Consider the following 17489-nt stretch of genomic DNA (forward strand, 5'->3'; position numbering starts at 1 on the left):
TGTCGTCAACCTCACGGCTGTCGACCGCGCGAGGGGCGCAAATAACGTCGGTGGCCTGTTTTTCATAAGGGAAAACAGCACCAGATAGTGGAAATGCCTGAGAGAATAAAGAAAACCCGTGCATCCCATACTGCTGTCCAGGCCGCAACCCGCAGCCCGCTAAGTGCCTGATTTCGCATTACGTCTTACGCCATTGCTGCGTGTCTGCTCAATCCGGCAAAATGACAATTTCGCTCGGTTTCTGCCCTGAAATGCATCAGTTAGGAAACTCAGGCATTATTCCATTGCTAACCTTCATATAGCAAGGCGACTTTAGCCAGCTTGTGAAGTTTCTTTACATTTAACGCGTTAATGTGTCCGACAATGCAGCGCTTTGCTGAAAAAGCCAGCAGAGAGGCGACTTGTCGTCACACCAACTCCTGAGTTAAGCACAGAAAAAGGGGTGGCGCTATCAGGGGACACTATTTAGAATCGCCGCCATGAAAACAGAGAATCCCGGCGTACATTTTGTCGCCATCACGGCTGAAAATGCCGGACAACGCATTGATAACTTTTTGCGCACCCAGCTTAAGGGTGTGCCAAAGAGCATGATTTATCGCATCGTACGCAAAGGCGAGGTGCGGGTGAATAAAAAGCGCGTTAAGCCAGAGTACAAGCTGGAGGAGGGCGATGAGGTACGCATTCCGCCTGTTCGGGTAGCGGAACGCGATGAAGACGCTGTTTCCCCTAAACTGGCGAAGGTTGCCTCACTGGCTGATGCCATCCTGTTTGAGGATGAGTCGCTGCTGGTAATGAATAAGCCTTCCGGTACCGCCGTGCATGGGGGCAGCGGACTTAGCTTTGGCGTCATTGAAGGGTTACGCGCCCTGCGACCTGAAGCGCGCTTTCTGGAATTAGTTCATCGCCTCGATCGCGATACCTCAGGTATTCTGCTGGTTGCTAAAAAGCGCTCGGCGCTGCGTTCTCTGCATGAGCAACTGCGTGAAAAGGGCATGCAGAAAGATTACCTGGCTCTGGTGCGCGGTAACTGGCCCTCACATCTGAAGGTGGTTCAGGCACCGCTGCTGAAAAACATCCTGCAGAGCGGAGAGCGTGTTGTACGCGTCAGCAGTGAAGGCAAGGCGTCGGAAACCCGCTTTAAAGTGGAAGAGCGGTTCGACTTTGCCACCCTGGTAAAAGCAAGTCCGGTCACCGGACGCACACACCAGATTCGCGTTCATACACTGCATGCCGGGCATCCCATCGCCTTTGACGATCGTTACGGCGAACGTGACTTTGACAGTCAGCTGGCCTCAACCGGATTAAAACGGCTGTTCCTGCACGCAGCGGCGCTGACCTTTACCCATCCTGGCACGGGCGAAGTAATGCGGGTCGAAGCGCCACTCGATGACGGACTGAAGCAATGCCTGAATAAACTGCGTCAGATGAAGGCGTAACGGCTCTCCGGTATCAGTCCGTTAAAGGATTGATACCGGCCTGCTGCAACATCTCATTCAGCGCAATCAGCGGCAGCCCAATCAGCGTATTGGGATCGCGGCCCTCCAGTCGATCAAACAGACAAATTCCCAGCCCTTCACTTTTAAAACTGCCGGCACACTGCAGCGGCTGTTCTTTTTCCACATAGCCAGCGATTTCGGCGTCGGTTAAGGTGCGGAAATGCACCACAAAAGGCTCACAGCACTGCAGCAGTCTGCCACTGGCCGGATGAAAAAGGGCCAGACCGGTGTAAAAGGTAATGGCTTTACCGCTGGCGGCACGCAGTTGCGCGCATGCATTCTCCGCCGTGTGAGGCTTTCCGGCGATCGTGCCATCCAGCACGCAGACCTGATCCGAGCCGATGATCCAGTGGCTGGGCCAGGTTTTTGCCAGCGCCTGCGCTTTTGCCACGGCCAGGCGTGTTACCAGCGCTTCGGCGGTTTCACCTGGCACGGGGGACTCATCAACCTCCGGCGCGGCGATCATAAATGGCAAGCCAAGCTTATGCAGTAAAGCCTGCCGGAAGGGCGACGTTGAAGCTAAAAGAATCGATGGTGTCATTTTTTTTCAATAGTGATAGCGAATTGGTGGCAGTCATTTTAAACTGTGCGCCGCACTGGATGCGAATAGTGGTTGAAAGATGCTGTTTAACGGCCTTTTTCTTTGACTCTATGACATTACAAAGTTAATATGCGCGCCCTATGCAAAAGGTAAAATTACCCCTAACGCTGGACCCTGTCCGCACCGCTCAGAAGCGCCTTGATTATCAGGGTGTCTACACATCTTTACAGGTGGAGCGTGTGGCCGAGTCGGTCGTTAGTGTGGACAGTGATGTGGATTGTGCCATGTCGTTTGCGGTTGATAACCAGCGTCTGGCGGTACTGACGGGTACTGCTGAAGTACAGGTGACGTTGCGTTGTCAGCGCTGCAACCAGACCTTTCCCCATCACGTAAAAGTGAGTTACTGCTTCAGCCCTGTCTCTTCTGAAGAGCAGGCCGAAGCATTACCGGAAGCGTACGAGCCGGTCGATGTCAACGAGTTTGGTGAGATCGATTTGCTGGCGGTTGTCGAGGATGAACTGATTCTCGCGCTGCCGGTCGTTCCGGTGCACGATTCTGAACACTGTGAAGTGTCCGAGGCGGACATGGTCTTTGGTAAACTGCCTGCAGAGGCGGAGAAACCAAATCCATTTGCCGTATTAGCCAGTTTAAAGCGTAAGTAATAGGAGTAAGGTCCATGGCCGTACAACAGAATAAACCCACCCGTTCTAAGCGTGGTATGCGTCGTTCGCACGATGCGCTGACCACTGCTGCTCTGTCAGTAGATAAAGTTTCTGGCGAAACTCATCTGCGTCACCACATCACTGCGGATGGTTACTACCGCGGTCGCAAGGTTATCGTTAAGTAAGTTTCTTGCTTAGCAAGGCGATACCTTGACACGTTTGACCCTGGCGATTGATGCCATGGGCGGGGACTTCGGTCCCTGCGTGACAGTGCCTGCAGCATTGCAGGCACTGGCCTCTCATTCGGAACTTTTCCTTCTTCTGGTCGGCAATCCCGACACCCTCATGCCATTGCTTGCCAAAGCGGATTCCTCCCTGACGGGGCGTTTGCAGGTTATCCCTGCCGAATCGGTTATTGCAAGTGATGCGCGGCCTGCTCAGGCCATCCGGAACAGTCGCGGCAGTTCAATGCGTGTCGCGCTGGAGATGGTCAAAGAGGGACGTGCACAGGCCTGTATCAGCGCCGGTAATACCGGTGCACTGATGGGGCTATCAACACTCTTATTAAAACCGCTGGACGGTATCAAACGCCCGGCGCTGATGTCCGTTTTACCGCACCAGCAGCAGGGTAAAACGGTGGTACTGGATTTGGGCGCGAATGTTGACTCAGACAGTGCCATGCTGGTGCAGTTTGCTGTGATGGGGTCGGTAATGGCTGAGCATGTGCTTGGTATTTCACGGCCCCGTGTCGCGTTGCTCAATATTGGTCATGAAGAGACTAAAGGGCTGGAAACTATTCGCGATGCCGCAGTAGTACTGCGAGAATCACCGCAAATCAACTATATTGGTTACCTCGAAGGCAATGACCTGCTTACCGGTAAAACGGATGTGATGGTCTGTGACGGTTTTGTCGGAAACGTCACGCTGAAGACAATGGAAGGCGTGGTAAGAATGTTTCTTTCTCTGCTGAAGTCATCAGGGGAAGGTAAAAAACGGTCATGGTGGCTGACGTTGCTGGGACGCTTAATCCAGAAACGCCTGGCGAAGCGCTTCGGGCAACTCAACCCTGACCAGTACAATGGCGCTTGTCTGTTAGGATTGCGCGGAACAGTGATCAAAAGTCACGGCGCAGCAAATCAACACGCTTTCGCCGTGGCGATAGAACAGGCAGAGCAGGCGGTGAGGCAGCAAATTCCCGAGCGAATTGCTGCGCGCCTTGATGCTGTATTAGCCAGGAGTGACAAAGCCTAGATGTATACCAAAATTATCGGTACGGGCAGTTATCTGCCCAGCCAGGTTCGCACCAATGCCGATCTGGAAAAAATGGTGGAGACGTCGGACGAGTGGATTGTGACCCGTACGGGCATCCGTGAGCGCCGCATTGCTGCGCCTGACGAAACCGTCGCCACCATGGGATTCAGTGCGGCGCAACGCGCCCTTGAAATGGCCGGCGTTGACGCGAACGAGATTGGGCTGATTATTGTCGCCACAACCTCTTCCAGCCACGCCTTCCCAAGCTCCGCCTGCATGATCCAGCAAATGCTGGAGATCAAAGACTGTGCGGCGTTTGACCTTGCTGCCGCCTGTGCAGGTTTTACCTATGCGCTGAGCGTAGCCGATCAATACATTAAAAATGGCGCGGTTAAACACGCTCTGGTGATTGGTGCTGATGTCCTGGCGCGCGCGCTGGATCCTGAAGATCGCGGTACCATCATCCTGTTCGGTGATGGTGCCGGTGCGGTCGTGCTGGGTCAGAGCGAAGAGCAGGGGATTATCTCAACTCATCTTCATGCTGATGGTCGCTATGCCCAGTTGCTGACGCTGCCTTATCAGGATCGCGCTCATCAGGATCAGCCTGCTTATGTCACCATGGCAGGCAACGAAGTCTTCAAAGTCGCGGTTACCGAGCTGGCTCACATCGTTGACGAAACGCTTCAGGCCAATAATCTCGATCGCGAAATGCTGGACTGGCTGGTGCCGCATCAGGCTAATCTGCGCATCATCAGTGCCACCGCGAAAAAACTCGGTATGACCATGGATAAAGTGGTCGTTACACTGGATCGTCACGGCAATACCTCTGCCGCATCGGTGCCAAGCGCACTGGATGAAGCGGTTCGTGATGGCCGCATCAAACCCGGACACCTTATTTTGCTGGAAGCCTTTGGTGGTGGATTCACCTGGGGTTCTGCGCTGGTTCGCTTTTGATTGACAGGAACGAAAGATGACGCAAATTGCATTTGTTTTTCCAGGTCAGGGTTCACAGACCGTGGGCATGCTGACTGAATTAGCCGCGACTTATCCGCTGGTTGAAGAGACCTTTCGTGAAGCCTCGGACGCGCTGGGATATGATCTGTGGCAGTTAGTGAGTCAGGGTCCGGCTGAAGAGCTGAATAAAACCTGGCAGACTCAGCCTGCATTGCTTGCCGCCTCGGTGGCTATCTATCGTGTCTGGCAGCAGCAGGGCGGTCAACAGCCAGTCCTGATGGCCGGTCACAGCCTGGGTGAATACTCTGCGCTGGTTTGCGCCGGTGTGCTCAGCTTTGCTGATGCCGTGAAGCTGGTTGAGCTGCGCGGCAAACTGATGCAGGAAGCCGTGCCAGAAGGCACTGGCGCGATGCAGGCGATTATTGGCCTGGATGACGCAGCTATTCGCAAAGCCTGCGAGGAGAGCGCGCAGGGACAGGTGGTTTCACCGGTTAACTTCAATTCGCCGGGCCAGGTGGTCATTGCGGGTAACAAAGAAGCCGTTGAGCGTGCAGGTGCTGCCTGTAAAGCCGCGGGCGCTAAACGTGCCCTGCCACTGCCCGTCAGCGTGCCTTCCCACTGCGCACTGATGAAGCCCGCAGCGGATAAACTGGCGGTCGCGCTGGAAAACATTACGTTTTCTGCGCCTGCGGTGCCAGTGATTAATAACGTCGATGTGAAAGCAGAAACCGATGCTGCGGCAATCCGGCATGCGCTGGTTCGTCAGCTTTACAGCCCGGTTCGCTGGACTGAGAGTGTGGAAGCGATGGCAGAACAGGGCGTTACGCAACTCCTGGAGATGGGTCCAGGTAAAGTCCTGACCGGTCTGACGAAACGTATTGTCGATAGTCTGACAGCGGCTGCCGTTAACGATACAGCATCCCTGACAGCTGCACTCGGTAAGGAATAAGAGGAAAATCATGAGCTTTGAAGGTAAAGTTGCGCTGGTTACCGGCGCGAGTCGCGGCATTGGTCGTGCGATTGCAGAAACCCTGGCGGCACGTGGTGCTAAAGTTGTGGGTACTGCAACCAGCCAGAATGGCGCCGACGCCATCAGTGCTTACCTTGGCGACAAGGGTAAAGGCCTGTTACTGAATGTGACAGATGCTGACTCCATCAGCAGCGTTTTAGAGAATATTCGCGCGGAATTTGGCGAAGTGGATATTTTAGTCAATAATGCAGGCATTACGCGTGATAATCTCCTCATGCGCATGAAGGACGATGAGTGGGAGGATATCTTAGATACTAACCTCACATCGGTATTCCGCCTTTCTAAGGCGGTCCTGCGTGCCATGATGAAAAAGCGCGTGGGCCGTATCATCACCATTGGTTCCGTTGTTGGAACCATGGGTAATGCGGGCCAGGCAAACTACGCGGCAGCTAAAGCGGGTTTGATTGGTTTTAGCAAATCACTGGCGCGCGAAATCGCGTCACGTGGCATTACCGTCAACGTCGTGGCTCCAGGCTTTATTGAGACTGACATGACGCGGGCACTGAACGAAGATCAACGTTCCGGTATTTTGGCGGAAGTCCCTGCGGGTCGCTTAGGCGATGCACAGGAAATCGCCAATGCTGTCGCATTTTTAGCCTCTGACGAAGCAGCCTACATCACAGGTGAAACGCTGCACGTCAATGGCGGAATGTACATGGTCTGATAAATCACGAAATCATTTGCTTTATTTGCGGTTAAAACCGCAAAATAACGCAAAATCGTGGTTCGACCAGCCGGGATTTTGTTGCATCTTTTTCACCATTTTATACACTACGAAAACCATCGCGAAAGCGAGTTTTGATAGGAAATTAAATAGTATGAGCGATATCGAACAACGCGTTAAGAAAATCATCAGTGAGCAGCTGGGTGTGAAAGAGGAAGAAGTCACCAACTCTGCATCTTTCGTAGAAGACCTGGGTGCCGATTCTCTTGATACCGTTGAGCTGGTGATGGCTCTGGAAGAAGAGTTTGACACTGAGATTCCAGACGAAGAAGCTGAGAAAATCACTACCGTTCAGGCAGCGATCGACTATATCAATAGCCATAAAGGCTAATGAATATCTTCAGGCGGTCGCTCGACCGCCTGATTTTTTTGTTTGTCCCACATAGTTCCCTATTTCCCCTCCCTGGAGGACGAACGTGTCTAAGCGTCGTGTAGTTGTGACTGGTCTTGGCATGTTGTCTCCTGTCGGCAATACCGTAGAGTCTACCTGGAGTGCTCTCCTTGCCGGTCAGAGCGGCATTACCCTGATCGACCATTTTGATACCAGTGCTTATGCAACGCGTTTTGCAGGTCTGGTAAGAGGTTTTAATTGTGATGACTACATCTCGCGCAAAGATCAGCGCAAGATGGATGCCTTCATCCAGTACGGCATTGTAGCCGGTATGCAGGCCATGCAGGACAGTGGTCTGGTTGTCACCGACGAAAATGCAGGCCGTGTTGGCGCGGCAATTGGCTCCGGCATCGGTGGTTTAGGTCTGATTGAAGAGAATCATACTTCACTGGTCAACGGCGGTCCGCGCAAAATCAGCCCATTCTTTGTGCCTTCAACCATCGTTAACATGGTGGCGGGGCATCTCAGCATCATGTATGGCCTGAAAGGTCCAAGCATCTCTATCGCGACAGCCTGTACCTCTGGTGTGCACAACATCGGTCATGCTGCACGTATCATCGCTTATAACGATGCTGACGTGATGCTGGCGGGTGGCGCAGAGAAAGCCAGTACGCCATTAGGCGTGGGTGGTTTTGGTGCAGCACGTGCCCTCTCAACCCGAAACGAAAACCCGCAAGCGGCCAGCCGCCCGTGGGATAAAGATCGCGACGGTTTTGTGCTGGGTGACGGTGCCGGCATTGTGGTTCTCGAAGAGTACGAGCATGCGAAGAAGCGTGGCGCAAAAATCTACGCTGAAATCGTAGGTTTTGGTATGAGCAGCGATGCCTACCACATGACTTCACCACCAGAAGATGGTTCAGGTGCCGCGGCGGCCATGATCAATGCGCTGCGCGATGCCCAAATGACGCCAGAGCAGATTGGCTATGTCAACGCGCACGGTACGTCCACGCCAGCGGGTGATAAAGCGGAAGCGCAGGCGGTGAAATCGGTCTTCGGGGCAGCGGCCAGCAGTGTGATGGTCAGCTCAACCAAATCAATGACCGGGCACTTGCTGGGTGCCGCAGGCGCTGTTGAAGCGATTTACTCGATTCTGGCACTGCGCGACCAGGCTGTTCCTCCGACTATCAATCTCGACAATCCGGATGAGGGCTGCGATCTTGACTTCGTACCTCACACCGCGCGTCAGGTTTCTGGTCTGGAATACACGCTGTGTAACTCTTTCGGATTCGGCGGAACCAACGGTTCATTGATTTTCCGTAAAGTGTAATCGTTGCTGATTGCTAAAAAGGCCCGCGATGCGGGCCTTTTTTTATCCTGCAAAATGCGGTGAAATCAGAGGTCACGCTCAGGAGAGAACGATGTGGATTAACGGGTTCAGACAATCGACAGTGGCCGCCAGCGACCGCGCACTGCAGTTCGGCGATGGCTGTTTTACTACCGCCGCCGTGCGTCAGGGTAAAATTGTGATGCTGGAAAGCCATATTCAGCGCCTTAAAGATTGCTGTGAGCGGTTATGGATCGCTGGCGTCGACTGGCATCAGCTTGAGACCGAGATGAAGCAGGCCGCTTATGAACAAACCCAGGCGGTGCTGAAAGTGATTATCAGCGCGGGCAGCGGCGGGCGGGGTTACAGCCGTCGCGGCTGTGGCGAACCTGTGCGAATCGTCTCTCTGGCCGCCTGGCCACAACACTACACCGATATACAGCAGCGTGGTGCCCGACTCCGGCTTAGTCCGATTCGTCTGGCGCGAAACCCGCAATTTGCCGGTATCAAGCACCTGAACCGCGTGGAGCAGGTGATGATCCGGGCTCATCTTGACCAGACAGACGCCGACGAGGCGCTGGTGCTTGACACTGAAGGTTGGGTGGTGGAATGCTGTGCGGCCAATTTATTCTGGCGTCAGGGCACGCAGATTTTCACGCCCGATCTCTCGGCATCGGGTGTCGATGGCATTATGCGGCGGAGTCTTATGGCGCAACTTGCTGCCGCAGGTCAGGCTTGCCAGATAGTGAAAAGCGAACCGGCGCAACTGCTGGCCGCCGATGAAGTGGTGATATGTAACGCGCTGATGCCGGTTCTGCCGGTCCGACAGATAGAAGCGGTGCAGTTTACTGAGCGGTTGCTGTTTAAGCAGCTGCTGGCAAGCTGTGAACAAATAATGGATGCATCATGATTCGAAGTAAAAAGATTCTCGTCAGCCTGCTGGCAATCGTCGTTCTCGCAGCGGTGCTGAGTTACTGGCAGGTTAAGCAGTTTGCTGCCACCCCATTGACGCTGAAACAGGAAACGATTTATACGCTGCCTGCCGGCACGGGGCGGGTTGCGCTTGAAGCGCAGCTGGAAGAGCAGAAAATTATTCCCCACAGTATCTGGTTTGGTGCGCTGCTGCGTCTGGAGCCAGAACTGGCGACCTTTAAGGCGGGCACTTATCGCCTTGAGCCAACCATGACCGTACGCTCGCTGTTACAGCTGCTGGCCAGCGGCAAAGAGGCGCAATTCCCGGTGCGGTTCGTCGAAGGTCAGCGGCTCAAAGAGTGGCTGAGTGAACTGCGTAAAGCGCCCTACATCCGGCACACCCTGAAAGACGATCAGTTCGCCACCCTGGCCAGCGCACTCAAGGTGGAGCCTGAACAACTGGAAGGCAACTTCTTCCCGGATACCTATCTCTACACGGCGAACACCACCGATATGGCGCTGTTGCAGCGGGCGCATGATCGGATGAAAAAGACCATTGATGCGGTGTGGCAGGGACGGGCGGACAATCTGCCCTATAAAACGCCACAGGATATGGTGACGATGGCCTCCATCATTGAGAAAGAGACCGGTGTCAGCGAAGAGCGCGCACGTGTCGCCTCGGTGTTTATTAATCGCCTGCGCACGGGAATGCGGTTGCAGACCGATCCCACCGTCATCTATGGCATGGGCGACAGTTATAACGGCACGCTGACCCGCAAAGATCTTGAAACCGCCAGCGCGTACAATACTTACACGATTAACGGGCTGCCGCCTGGCCCGATTGCCATGCCGGGCAAAGCGTCACTTCAGGCAGCAGCGCATCCTGAAAAAACGAACTATCTCTACTTCGTTGCAGACGGGAAGGGTGGACATACGTTCACCACCAACCTTGCCAGCCATAACAAAGCGGTGCAGATTTACCGGCAGACACTGAAGGAAAAAAATGAACAGTAAGTTTATCGTCATTGAAGGCCTGGAAGGTGCCGGAAAGACCACTGCGCGTGATGCTATTGTTGCCACGCTGCGCGCCCGGGGCATCAACGATCTGGTCTTTACCCGTGAACCGGGCGGCACGCCGCTGGCAGAACAGCTGCGGACACTGGTCAAGCAGGGGATTGAGGGTGAGCAGGTTACGGATAAAGCAGAGCTGCTGATGCTCTATGCAGCGCGCGTTCAGCTGGTGGAGACCGTCATCAAACCTGCGCTGGCTCGCGGTGCCTGGGTGATTGGCGATCGACACGATCTCTCTTCTCAGGCTTACCAGGGCGGCGGTCGGGGACTCGACAGTGAACTGATGCAGACGCTGCGTGATGCTGTCTTAGGCGATTTCCGTCCCGACCTGACGCTCTATCTGGATGTGACACCTGATATTGGTCTCCAGCGTGCCCGTGCACGTGGCGAGCTGGATCGTATTGAGCAGGAGTCATTGCGCTTCTTTGAGCGCACCCGCGCGCGCTATCTGACGCTGGCAGCAGACGATCCCACCATTCTTACCATTGATGCCACTCAGTCGCTGGAAGAAGTGACCGCGTCACTTAAAGCGACGCTGGATAGCTGGCTGGCGGAGCAGGCGTGATGAACTGGTATCCGTGGCTGAATCAGCCTTACCGTCAGGTGATCAGTCAGCACCAGGAAAATCGCGCGCACCATGCGCTGATGATCCAGGCGATGGCGGGCATGGGCGATGAGGCACTGGTCTGGGGAATGAGCCGCTGGCTGATGTGCCAGCAGCGGGATGGCCTGAAAAGTTGCGGAGAGTGCCACGGTTGTCAGCTGATGCAGGCCAACACCCATCCTGACTGGTATCGGCTTGAGGCAGAGAAGGGCAAAAGTACCCTGGGCATTGATGCGGTGCGTCAGGTGACGGAAAAGATGTATCACTTTGGTCAGCAGGGCGGCGCGAAAGTGGTCTGGCTGCCAGATGCTGCGCAGCTTTCGGAAGCCGCAGCTAACGCACTGCTGAAAACCCTTGAAGAGCCGCCTGCCAACAGCTGGTTCTTCCTCAGCAGCCGTGACCCCTCACGCCTTTTGGCCACGCTGCGCAGCCGCTGCATGACGCTTCATCTGACACCGCCGGACGAAGGACAAAGTCTGCTTTGGCTGAAGAAGCAATCCTCCCACGATGAACAGATGCTGCTGGCAGCGTTGCGCCTGGGCGCGGGCGCACCCGGAGCGGCACTGAGCCTGCTGGAAACCGGACCGTGGCAAGCCCGTCAGAAGCTCTGTGACGCGCTGCCCGCTGCGTTACAGCAGGACATCCTGCAACTGCTGCCTGCACTGAACGCGGACGACGCGGCCGCACGTATCGGCTGGCTGCTCTCGTTATTGCTGGATGCCATGAAATGGCAGCAAAATGCGGGACAATGGCTGAGTAATATTGATCGCCAGGATGTGGTGCAGCTCCTGGCCGGTTACTTTTCCGCTAGTGCGCTCAACAGCAGCACCCAGGCATGGATGCGCTGTCGTGAGCAGTTACTGCATGTGGCGTCAGTCAATCGCGAATTATTGCTGACCGATCAGCTCCTGAGCTGGGCGGACCTACAGAAGCCCGCGCTGGTCGGCTAAACCTACCTGAGAGTAATTATGTTTATTGTTGATTCCCATTGCCATCTTGATGGCCTGGATTATGAAAAGCACCACCGTGACCTTGATGATGTGATCGCTAAAGCAGCAGCGCGTGATGTGAAATTTATGCTGGCTATTGCCACCACGCTGCCGGGTTTTCACACCCTGAAAAGTCTGGTTGGCGATCGAAAAAACATTGCGCTCTCCTGCGGCGTGCATCCGCTGAATCAGGAAGAGGCCTATGACGTGGAGGAGTTTCGCCGGCTCTCTGCCGATCCTCAGGTCGTGGCACTGGGTGAAACCGGGCTGGATTATCACTATCAGCCAGAGACCAAAGATCAGCAGCAGCGCTCATTCCGGGAACATATCCGTACCGGCATCGCGCTGAATAAACCGATTATTGTTCATACCCGGGATGCACGCGAAGATACGCTGGCGATTTTGCGTGAAGAGCAGGTCGAGCGTTGTGGCGGCGTGCTGCATTGCTTCACCGAGGATCAGCCCACCGCCGCAAAGTTGCTGAATATGGGCTTTTACATCTCATTTTCCGGTATTGTCACCTTCCGCAATGCTGAACAGTTACGCGAAGCTGCGCGTTATGTGCCGCTGGACAGGATGCTGGTGGAAACGGATTCACCTTATCTGGCACCCGTGCCGTATCGCGGTAAAGAGAATCAGCCCGCTTATACGCGCGATGTTGCCGAATATCTGGCCGTATTAAAAGGCGTGGATATGGAAACGCTGGCCGCTGCCACCACTCAAAACTTTTCAACGCTGTTTCATATCCCCATGAGTAAGCTGGGCGGCTAACCGTCTTTTATTTCACTCTCTGTAATTAATCTGCAACCTGCTTATATGACCCTGTCTATTCAGCCAGGGTCAGCTTTTTATCGTCGATTACTCGTGCGGATCAGTCAGAAATTTCGTAAAGTGCGCGGCTCTGTTTGTCGAAACGTGATAGCCGTCAAAGTAACAATTCGGGATTTATTTTACCCTTCGTAATAAATCAAAAGGCGGTCACCGCCAGCCCGGCAAAGAATCCTCCCTCTTTGCCACGCGCTCTGCGCAAATATGCACTCATACTCAGGAGCTTCACGCTATGTTCAAAAATGCTTTTGCCAACCTTCAAAAGGTCGGTAAATCGCTGATGCTGCCGGTATCGGTTCTGCCGATTGCCGGTATTTTGTTAGGGGTCGGTTCAGCCAATTTCAGCTGGTTACCAGCAGTGGTTTCCCATGTAATGGCAGAAGCGGGTGGATCGGTGTTCGCCAACATGCCACTGATTTTTGCTATCGGCGTGGCGCTGGGCTTTACTAACAACGACGGCGTTTCGGCACTGGCCGCCGTTGTCGCGTATGGCATCATGGTGAAAACCATGGCGGTCGTTGCACCGCTGGTGCTGCATCTGCCAGCGGCAGAGATCGAGGCGAAACACCTCGCCGATACCGGGGTGCTGGGCGGTATCATCGCCGGTTCCATCGCCGCTTACATGTTCAACCGCTTCTACCGCATCAAGCTGCCAGAATATCTGGGCTTCTTTGCCGGTAAACGCTTTGTGCCGATTATCTCTGGCCTGGCGGCGATTGTGCTGGGTGTGCTGCTCTCCTTTATCTGGCCACCCGTCGGTGCTGCGATTCAGGAGTTCTCACAGTGGGCGGCCTATCAGAACCCGGTTGTTGCCTTTGGTATCTACGGCGTTGTTGAGCGCGCGCTGGTGCCATTTGGTCTGCATCACATCTGGAACGTACCTTTCCAGATGCAGATTGGTGAATATACCAATGCGGCAGGTCAGGTATTCCACGGCGACATCCCACGTTACATGGCAGGTGACCCGACCGCAGGTAAACTCTCAGGTGGCTTCCTGTTCAAAATGTACGGTCTGCCAGCAGCCGCGATTGCTATCTGGCATTCAGCGAAACCTGAAAACCGTGCCAAAGTTGGCGGCATCATGATCTCTGCTGCGCTGACCTCATTCCTGACCGGTATCACCGAACCGATTGAATTCTCATTCATGTTCGTGGCGCCGATTCTGTATGTGATCCATGCGCTGCTGGCAGGTCTGGCCTTCCCAATCTGTATCCTGCTCGGAATGCGTGATGGCACCAGCTTCTCACACGGTCTGATCGACTTCATCGTGCTGAGCGGCAACAGCAGCAAAATCTGGTTGTTCCCGATTATCGGCATCATCTACGGCCTGGTTTACTACACCGTATTCCGCGTCCTGATTGCGAAACTGGATCTGAAAACGCCTGGCCGTGAAGAGAGCAGCAGCAGCGAGCAGTCTACCGCGACCGGAACGGAGATGGCGGGCAAACTGGTAGCTGCGTTTGGTGGTAAAGAGAACATCACCAACCTGGATGCCTGTATCACCCGTTTACGTGTCAGCGTTGCTGATGTAGCGAAAGTGGATCAGTCTGAGCTGAAAAACCTCGGCGCTCGTGGCGTGGTGGTTGCGGGTTCCGGTGTACAGGCAATTTTCGGAACCAAATCCGATAACCTGAAAACCGATATGGATGATTACATCCGCAGCATGTAATCATTAAGAGATGAAAAAGCCCCGCTAAGCGGGGCTTTTTTTTGGCCAGGACTCAGAGGTAAACACGCAGATACTCAGTCAGACAGAGCAGGGCCATCGCCTGACCGTACGGCATGGAGGTCAGGGGAACCGTGCGGTAGTAGTCCAGGTCACTGCCCATTGCAGTACCAAAAGAGACCTGCTTCAGCTCGCCATCTTCATCAATATTGGCAATTACTCCGTGCAGCGCTTTTTCTGCCACCTCTCGATACGCAGCGGGCAGATAACGCTTGCGCACCGCTTTCAGGATGCCATAGGCAAACCCGGCGGTGGCAGACGCTTCCGGATAGCTGTGCGGATCATCGAGCAGGGTGTGCCACAATCCGCTGCTGTGCTGACAGGCCTTCAACGCGTTGACCTGGCTCTCCAGCACCTGCTGCAGAAAGCGACGGGTCGCGTGATGTTCAGGCCAGTTCATCATCTCCAGGAAGTCGGGAATGACAATCGTCACCCAGCTGTTGCCGCGCGCCCAGCGCGCATTGGCGAAGTTATGGCGGCCATCAAAGTTCCAGCCGTGAAACCATAAGCCGGTTTCGCGATCCATCAGATACTGGGTATGCAGCAGAAACTGATAGCTCGCTTCTTCAACCCACTCATCGCGCTTCAGCAACTGACCAATTTTAGCCAGCGCCATTACGCTCATCATCAGCGTATCGTCCCAGAGCTGCTGGGTGTTCTCATTGTTATAGACAATATGCTGCAAGCCGCCCTGTTCAGTACGCGGCATTTCATACATGACCCATTCTGCCCAGCGCTCCAGCACCGGCACCCAGGCCAGGTTTCTGGTCTCTTCATAACGATAAGCCAGCGTCAGAAAGGGGCACACGGTATTCACGTTTTTGGTCGGCGTGCCTTCCGCCAGACGCTGCGTAAACCATCTGTCAATGATGGCCAGCGTCTGCGCGTCACCGGTCTGCTGATAGTAGTGCAGCATGCCGTACAGGCCGATGCCGTGTGTCCATTCCCAACCCGCCCAGCCTTTAGTATCAATCACCCGGCCATCGTCCAGCCGTAATAAAAATTCGCCTGTTTCATCCGTGATATTGACCAGATTCTGAGTCAGTTTCTGAATCAGCTGAACCAGTTCGCTGCGTGGCAGCAGATACTCAGGCTGGCACAATAAGTTGCTGTGTTTAACGGGAAATACAGTCATGGTCTATTCCTGTCGTTTTAAGGTGGTGTTTAAAGAAGGGGTTAATACGGGATGTGCGGTAAGTTTTTGCGGCGCGGGCTTGTTGCGATTAAGGAAGCCAATGTTGTTATTACCCCACAGATTCTCGTAAGGCATGCCTGCCAGCGTTTCGACAATGCTCCGTGCTTCCGGGGTGAGACTTTCCGGCACGATACGGCCTGCCTCGCGCATCTTCAGCGTCTCCTGGCGCAGCACGGTGTGCGTCTGCAAATTCAGTTTAAAACGCAGTGAGACAATAAAGCCGCAGGTCAGCACGGCCACCGTGCCGATGCTGAGAATCGCCAGAATAGTGTGGCTGACGCCCGGCGCCTGCGTGGCCTGGCCAGATACAAAGCCGGAGAGCTGCAGCACGATGCCCACCAGCATGACGGCACCCGCCTGGGACGCTTTACGCGTCAGGGTCATGATGCCGGCAAATATCCCTTCACGGCGCTGACCGGTGATCACCTCATCCACATCGGCGATATAGGTGTAGGTGTTCCACGGCACATAGTTGATGCCGCCACGCCCCAGGCCTGCGACGGCAGAGATCACCAGCAGCAGAGACATGTTGTCGTTCATTCCGGTATACCAAAGACCGGCATAGGAGAGCGCGGCGAGGCCAAAGAGTATGGCGACCAGACGATAGGCAGGGGCCGGTCCCATACGGATACAGAGCGGGATCATCACCATCACAGCAATAAACTGCAAGACTGCCATTGTGCCCATCAGGCTGGAGGCAACCTGTGCACTCTGCATCAGCACAAACACCACGTACCATGTAAAGACGGCGTTAAACACATCCTGAGCAATATAGCCGCCGAGATACATGCCAAGGTGTTGCCGGAAGATACGGATACGTAAGGTTGAGGCCAGTTCGACATAGAGCCGTTTAAGACTCTGCATCAGCGTCAGCTGCTGCTTTTCCTGCTCCGCACGGCGTGATTCGGCAGAAAAGTCATCGGGGTGACGTTCCCAGGTAAAGCACCACACCAGCGTCAGTACCAGCGCGCAAATTACTGAGAACACCAGGCTGGCATAGAAAAAGGAGAGGGGATTTTCTTTGCCCAGCATGCTCAGCAAAATACCGGGTAAGAATGCGGCCAGTATCGCTGATAATTGTGCCAGACCAATTCGCGCCCCGGAAAAGCGGGTCTTCTGTTTAAAGTCGTCGGTCATTTCCGGCACCAGCGTTTCATAAGGCACCAGAATCATGGTGTAGACGATATCAAACAGCAGGTAAGTGCAGAGATACCACCAGAAACTCATGTCGCTAACCCACATCAGGCTATAACTGAAGACACAGGGTATGCCGAGCAGGATAAAGAATTTCCGGCGGCCAAAACGTTTGCCCAGCCAGGTTGAACCGAAGTTGTCGGTAAGGAAGCCCATCAGCGGGCTGACCACGGCGTCCAGCACGCGAGCGGCGGCGAAAATCAGCGTGGCCTGAATGGGGGTTAATCCACAAAAGGTCGTGTAAAAATAGAGTAACCAGGCGGCAGTCAGCGCCGTTGTGCCTGCTCCGAGAAAATCGCCAGATCCATAGGCCAGATAGTGGCCAGGACCAATTTTACGTGAGCGCATGTGTGAGGCTCCTTAATGTTATGGGGCAATTTGACCGGGTGACGCCAGACATCTCCCCCGGACTGATTAGCAAAGTAGAGCTGACGCGGCGGTTAAACCTTCGCAATCTGGCAACCAAAAGCGTTGAAGTGGCAATCAGGCAAAGAAAAGGGGGGCATAATTCTAATTTATAAAACAGCGTTTCATTTTTATGTGATGGCGGCTGCTTTATGGGTATTCATACTGGGGTTTCAGGCAGGGGAGTGAGGGGGTGCTGCAAAGGCACGCGAACAATGCAAGAAAAGTGGTACTGAGGTTGAAAGAAAACAA

At 54.4% G+C, this 17489-nt stretch carries 18 protein-coding genes; 15 read left to right on the forward strand and 3 right to left on the reverse strand.

Annotation, left to right across the window (positions count from 1 at the left end; genetic code table 11):
- Window positions 1-479: 479 nt before the first annotated feature.
- Entirely contained in the window at window positions 480-1436 is a 957-nt protein-coding gene (gene rluC / locus LQK91_RS10005) for a 23S rRNA pseudouridine(955/2504/2580) synthase RluC (protein WP_003849873.1), read from the forward strand.
- 13 nt (window positions 1437-1449) lie between these two features.
- On the opposite strand, the gene LQK91_RS10010 is transcribed toward rluC, so the two are convergent.
- Entirely contained in the window at window positions 1450-2037 is a 588-nt protein-coding gene (locus LQK91_RS10010; protein WP_105099315.1) for a Maf family protein, read from the reverse strand.
- 140 nt (window positions 2038-2177) lie between these two features.
- Between LQK91_RS10010 and yceD the strand changes: the two genes are divergently transcribed.
- The 14 genes from yceD (at window position 2178) to ptsG (ending at window position 14386) form a co-directional block, all read left to right on the forward strand.
- A complete protein-coding gene (yceD, locus tag LQK91_RS10015; protein ID WP_039661017.1) occupies window positions 2178-2699 on the forward strand; it encodes a 23S rRNA accumulation protein YceD in 522 nt (173 codons plus the stop codon).
- A 14-nt stretch (window positions 2700-2713) separates the two neighbouring features.
- Complete coding sequence (rpmF, locus tag LQK91_RS10020) at window positions 2714-2884, forward strand: 50S ribosomal protein L32 (RefSeq protein WP_003849870.1); 171 nt, start codon at window positions 2714-2716, stop codon at window positions 2882-2884.
- 25 nt (window positions 2885-2909) lie between these two features.
- The gene (plsX, locus tag LQK91_RS10025; protein WP_003849869.1) at window positions 2910-3950 is read left to right on the forward strand and encodes a phosphate acyltransferase PlsX; all 1041 of its coding nucleotides are present in this window, start codon (window positions 2910-2912) and stop codon (window positions 3948-3950) included.
- Window positions 3951-4904 (forward strand): beta-ketoacyl-ACP synthase III, encoded by a 954-nt coding sequence (locus LQK91_RS10030; protein WP_003849868.1) that lies wholly within the window; start codon window positions 3951-3953, stop codon window positions 4902-4904.
- Between the two features lie 16 nt (window positions 4905-4920).
- Entirely contained in the window at window positions 4921-5853 is a 933-nt protein-coding gene (gene fabD / locus LQK91_RS10035; RefSeq protein WP_105099314.1) for an ACP S-malonyltransferase, read from the forward strand.
- A gap of 10 nt (window positions 5854-5863) precedes the next feature.
- Window positions 5864-6598, forward strand: a complete 735-nt coding sequence (fabG, locus tag LQK91_RS10040) for a 3-oxoacyl-ACP reductase FabG (protein ID WP_003849866.1) — start codon at window positions 5864-5866, stop codon at window positions 6596-6598.
- 154 nt (window positions 6599-6752) lie between these two features.
- Window positions 6753-6989 (forward strand): acyl carrier protein, encoded by a 237-nt coding sequence (acpP, locus tag LQK91_RS10045; RefSeq protein ID WP_003849865.1) that lies wholly within the window; start codon window positions 6753-6755, stop codon window positions 6987-6989.
- Window positions 6990-7074: 85 nt separating this feature from the next.
- Window positions 7075-8316 carry a beta-ketoacyl-ACP synthase II gene (gene fabF, locus LQK91_RS10050; RefSeq protein WP_008925932.1) on the forward strand — a complete coding sequence of 414 codons (1242 nt, stop codon included), beginning with the start codon at window positions 7075-7077 and terminating at the stop codon, window positions 8314-8316.
- A 91-nt stretch (window positions 8317-8407) separates the two neighbouring features.
- A complete protein-coding gene (gene pabC / locus LQK91_RS10055) occupies window positions 8408-9223 on the forward strand; it encodes an aminodeoxychorismate lyase (protein WP_105099313.1) in 816 nt (271 codons plus the stop codon).
- On the forward strand, window positions 9220-10239 hold the full coding sequence (yceG, locus tag LQK91_RS10060; RefSeq protein WP_003849861.1) for a cell division protein YceG: 1020 nt from the start codon (window positions 9220-9222) through the stop codon (window positions 10237-10239). The genes pabC and yceG overlap by 4 nt, the downstream gene beginning before the upstream one ends.
- Entirely contained in the window at window positions 10229-10861 is a 633-nt protein-coding gene (tmk, locus tag LQK91_RS10065; protein WP_003849860.1) for a dTMP kinase, read from the forward strand. The genes yceG and tmk overlap by 11 nt, the downstream gene beginning before the upstream one ends.
- A complete protein-coding gene (gene holB / locus LQK91_RS10070) occupies window positions 10861-11850 on the forward strand; it encodes a DNA polymerase III subunit delta' (RefSeq protein ID WP_078804279.1) in 990 nt (329 codons plus the stop codon). Before tmk ends, holB begins: the two co-directional genes overlap by 1 nt.
- Window positions 11851-11868: 18 nt before the next feature.
- Entirely contained in the window at window positions 11869-12660 is a 792-nt protein-coding gene (locus tag LQK91_RS10075) for a metal-dependent hydrolase (protein WP_105099312.1), read from the forward strand.
- A gap of 289 nt (window positions 12661-12949) precedes the next feature.
- Window positions 12950-14386 carry a PTS glucose transporter subunit IIBC gene (gene ptsG / locus LQK91_RS10080; RefSeq protein ID WP_003849857.1) on the forward strand — a complete coding sequence of 479 codons (1437 nt, stop codon included), beginning with the start codon at window positions 12950-12952 and terminating at the stop codon, window positions 14384-14386.
- A 52-nt stretch (window positions 14387-14438) separates the two neighbouring features.
- Here ptsG and LQK91_RS10085 read toward each other — a convergent pair whose 3' ends face one another.
- Both LQK91_RS10085 and LQK91_RS10090 read right to left on the reverse strand, forming a co-directional pair.
- Window positions 14439-15578, reverse strand: a complete 1140-nt coding sequence (locus tag LQK91_RS10085) for a glycoside hydrolase family 88/105 protein (protein WP_105099311.1) — start codon at window positions 15576-15578, stop codon at window positions 14439-14441.
- A gap of 3 nt (window positions 15579-15581) precedes the next feature.
- On the reverse strand, window positions 15582-17180 hold the full coding sequence (locus LQK91_RS10090; RefSeq protein WP_008925937.1) for an MFS transporter: 1599 nt from the start codon (window positions 17178-17180) through the stop codon (window positions 15582-15584).
- Between the last annotated feature and the right edge of the window lie 309 nt (window positions 17181-17489).

This window comes from Pantoea sp. MHSD4 (genome assembly GCF_021043305.1).
Lineage (GTDB): Bacteria > Pseudomonadota > Gammaproteobacteria > Enterobacterales > Enterobacteriaceae > Pantoea > Pantoea eucalypti.

Coding starts and splice junctions, on each gene's coding strand:
- fabD (WP_105099314.1), top strand. CDS start 4,921: ATGACGCAAATTGCATTTGTTTTTCCAGGTCAGGGTTCACAGACCGTG.
- rluC (WP_003849873.1), top strand. CDS start 480: ATGAAAACAGAGAATCCCGGCGTACATTTTGTCGCCATCACGGCTGAA.
- tmk (WP_003849860.1), top strand. CDS start 10,229: ATGAACAGTAAGTTTATCGTCATTGAAGGCCTGGAAGGTGCCGGAAAG.
- yceD (WP_039661017.1), top strand. CDS start 2,178: ATGCAAAAGGTAAAATTACCCCTAACGCTGGACCCTGTCCGCACCGCT.
- ptsG (WP_003849857.1), top strand. CDS start 12,950: ATGTTCAAAAATGCTTTTGCCAACCTTCAAAAGGTCGGTAAATCGCTG.
- yceG (WP_003849861.1), top strand. CDS start 9,220: ATGATTCGAAGTAAAAAGATTCTCGTCAGCCTGCTGGCAATCGTCGTT.
- LQK91_RS10010 (WP_105099315.1), bottom strand. CDS start 2,037: ATGACACCATCGATTCTTTTAGCTTCAACGTCGCCCTTCCGGCAGGCT.
- fabG (WP_003849866.1), top strand. CDS start 5,864: ATGAGCTTTGAAGGTAAAGTTGCGCTGGTTACCGGCGCGAGTCGCGGC.
- LQK91_RS10085 (WP_105099311.1), bottom strand. CDS start 15,578: ATGACTGTATTTCCCGTTAAACACAGCAACTTATTGTGCCAGCCTGAG.
- holB (WP_078804279.1), top strand. CDS start 10,861: ATGAACTGGTATCCGTGGCTGAATCAGCCTTACCGTCAGGTGATCAGT.
- LQK91_RS10075 (WP_105099312.1), top strand. CDS start 11,869: ATGTTTATTGTTGATTCCCATTGCCATCTTGATGGCCTGGATTATGAA.
- acpP (WP_003849865.1), top strand. CDS start 6,753: ATGAGCGATATCGAACAACGCGTTAAGAAAATCATCAGTGAGCAGCTG.
- LQK91_RS10090 (WP_008925937.1), bottom strand. CDS start 17,180: ATGCGCTCACGTAAAATTGGTCCTGGCCACTATCTGGCCTATGGATCT.
- pabC (WP_105099313.1), top strand. CDS start 8,408: ATGTGGATTAACGGGTTCAGACAATCGACAGTGGCCGCCAGCGACCGC.
- rpmF (WP_003849870.1), top strand. CDS start 2,714: ATGGCCGTACAACAGAATAAACCCACCCGTTCTAAGCGTGGTATGCGT.
- LQK91_RS10030 (WP_003849868.1), top strand. CDS start 3,951: ATGTATACCAAAATTATCGGTACGGGCAGTTATCTGCCCAGCCAGGTT.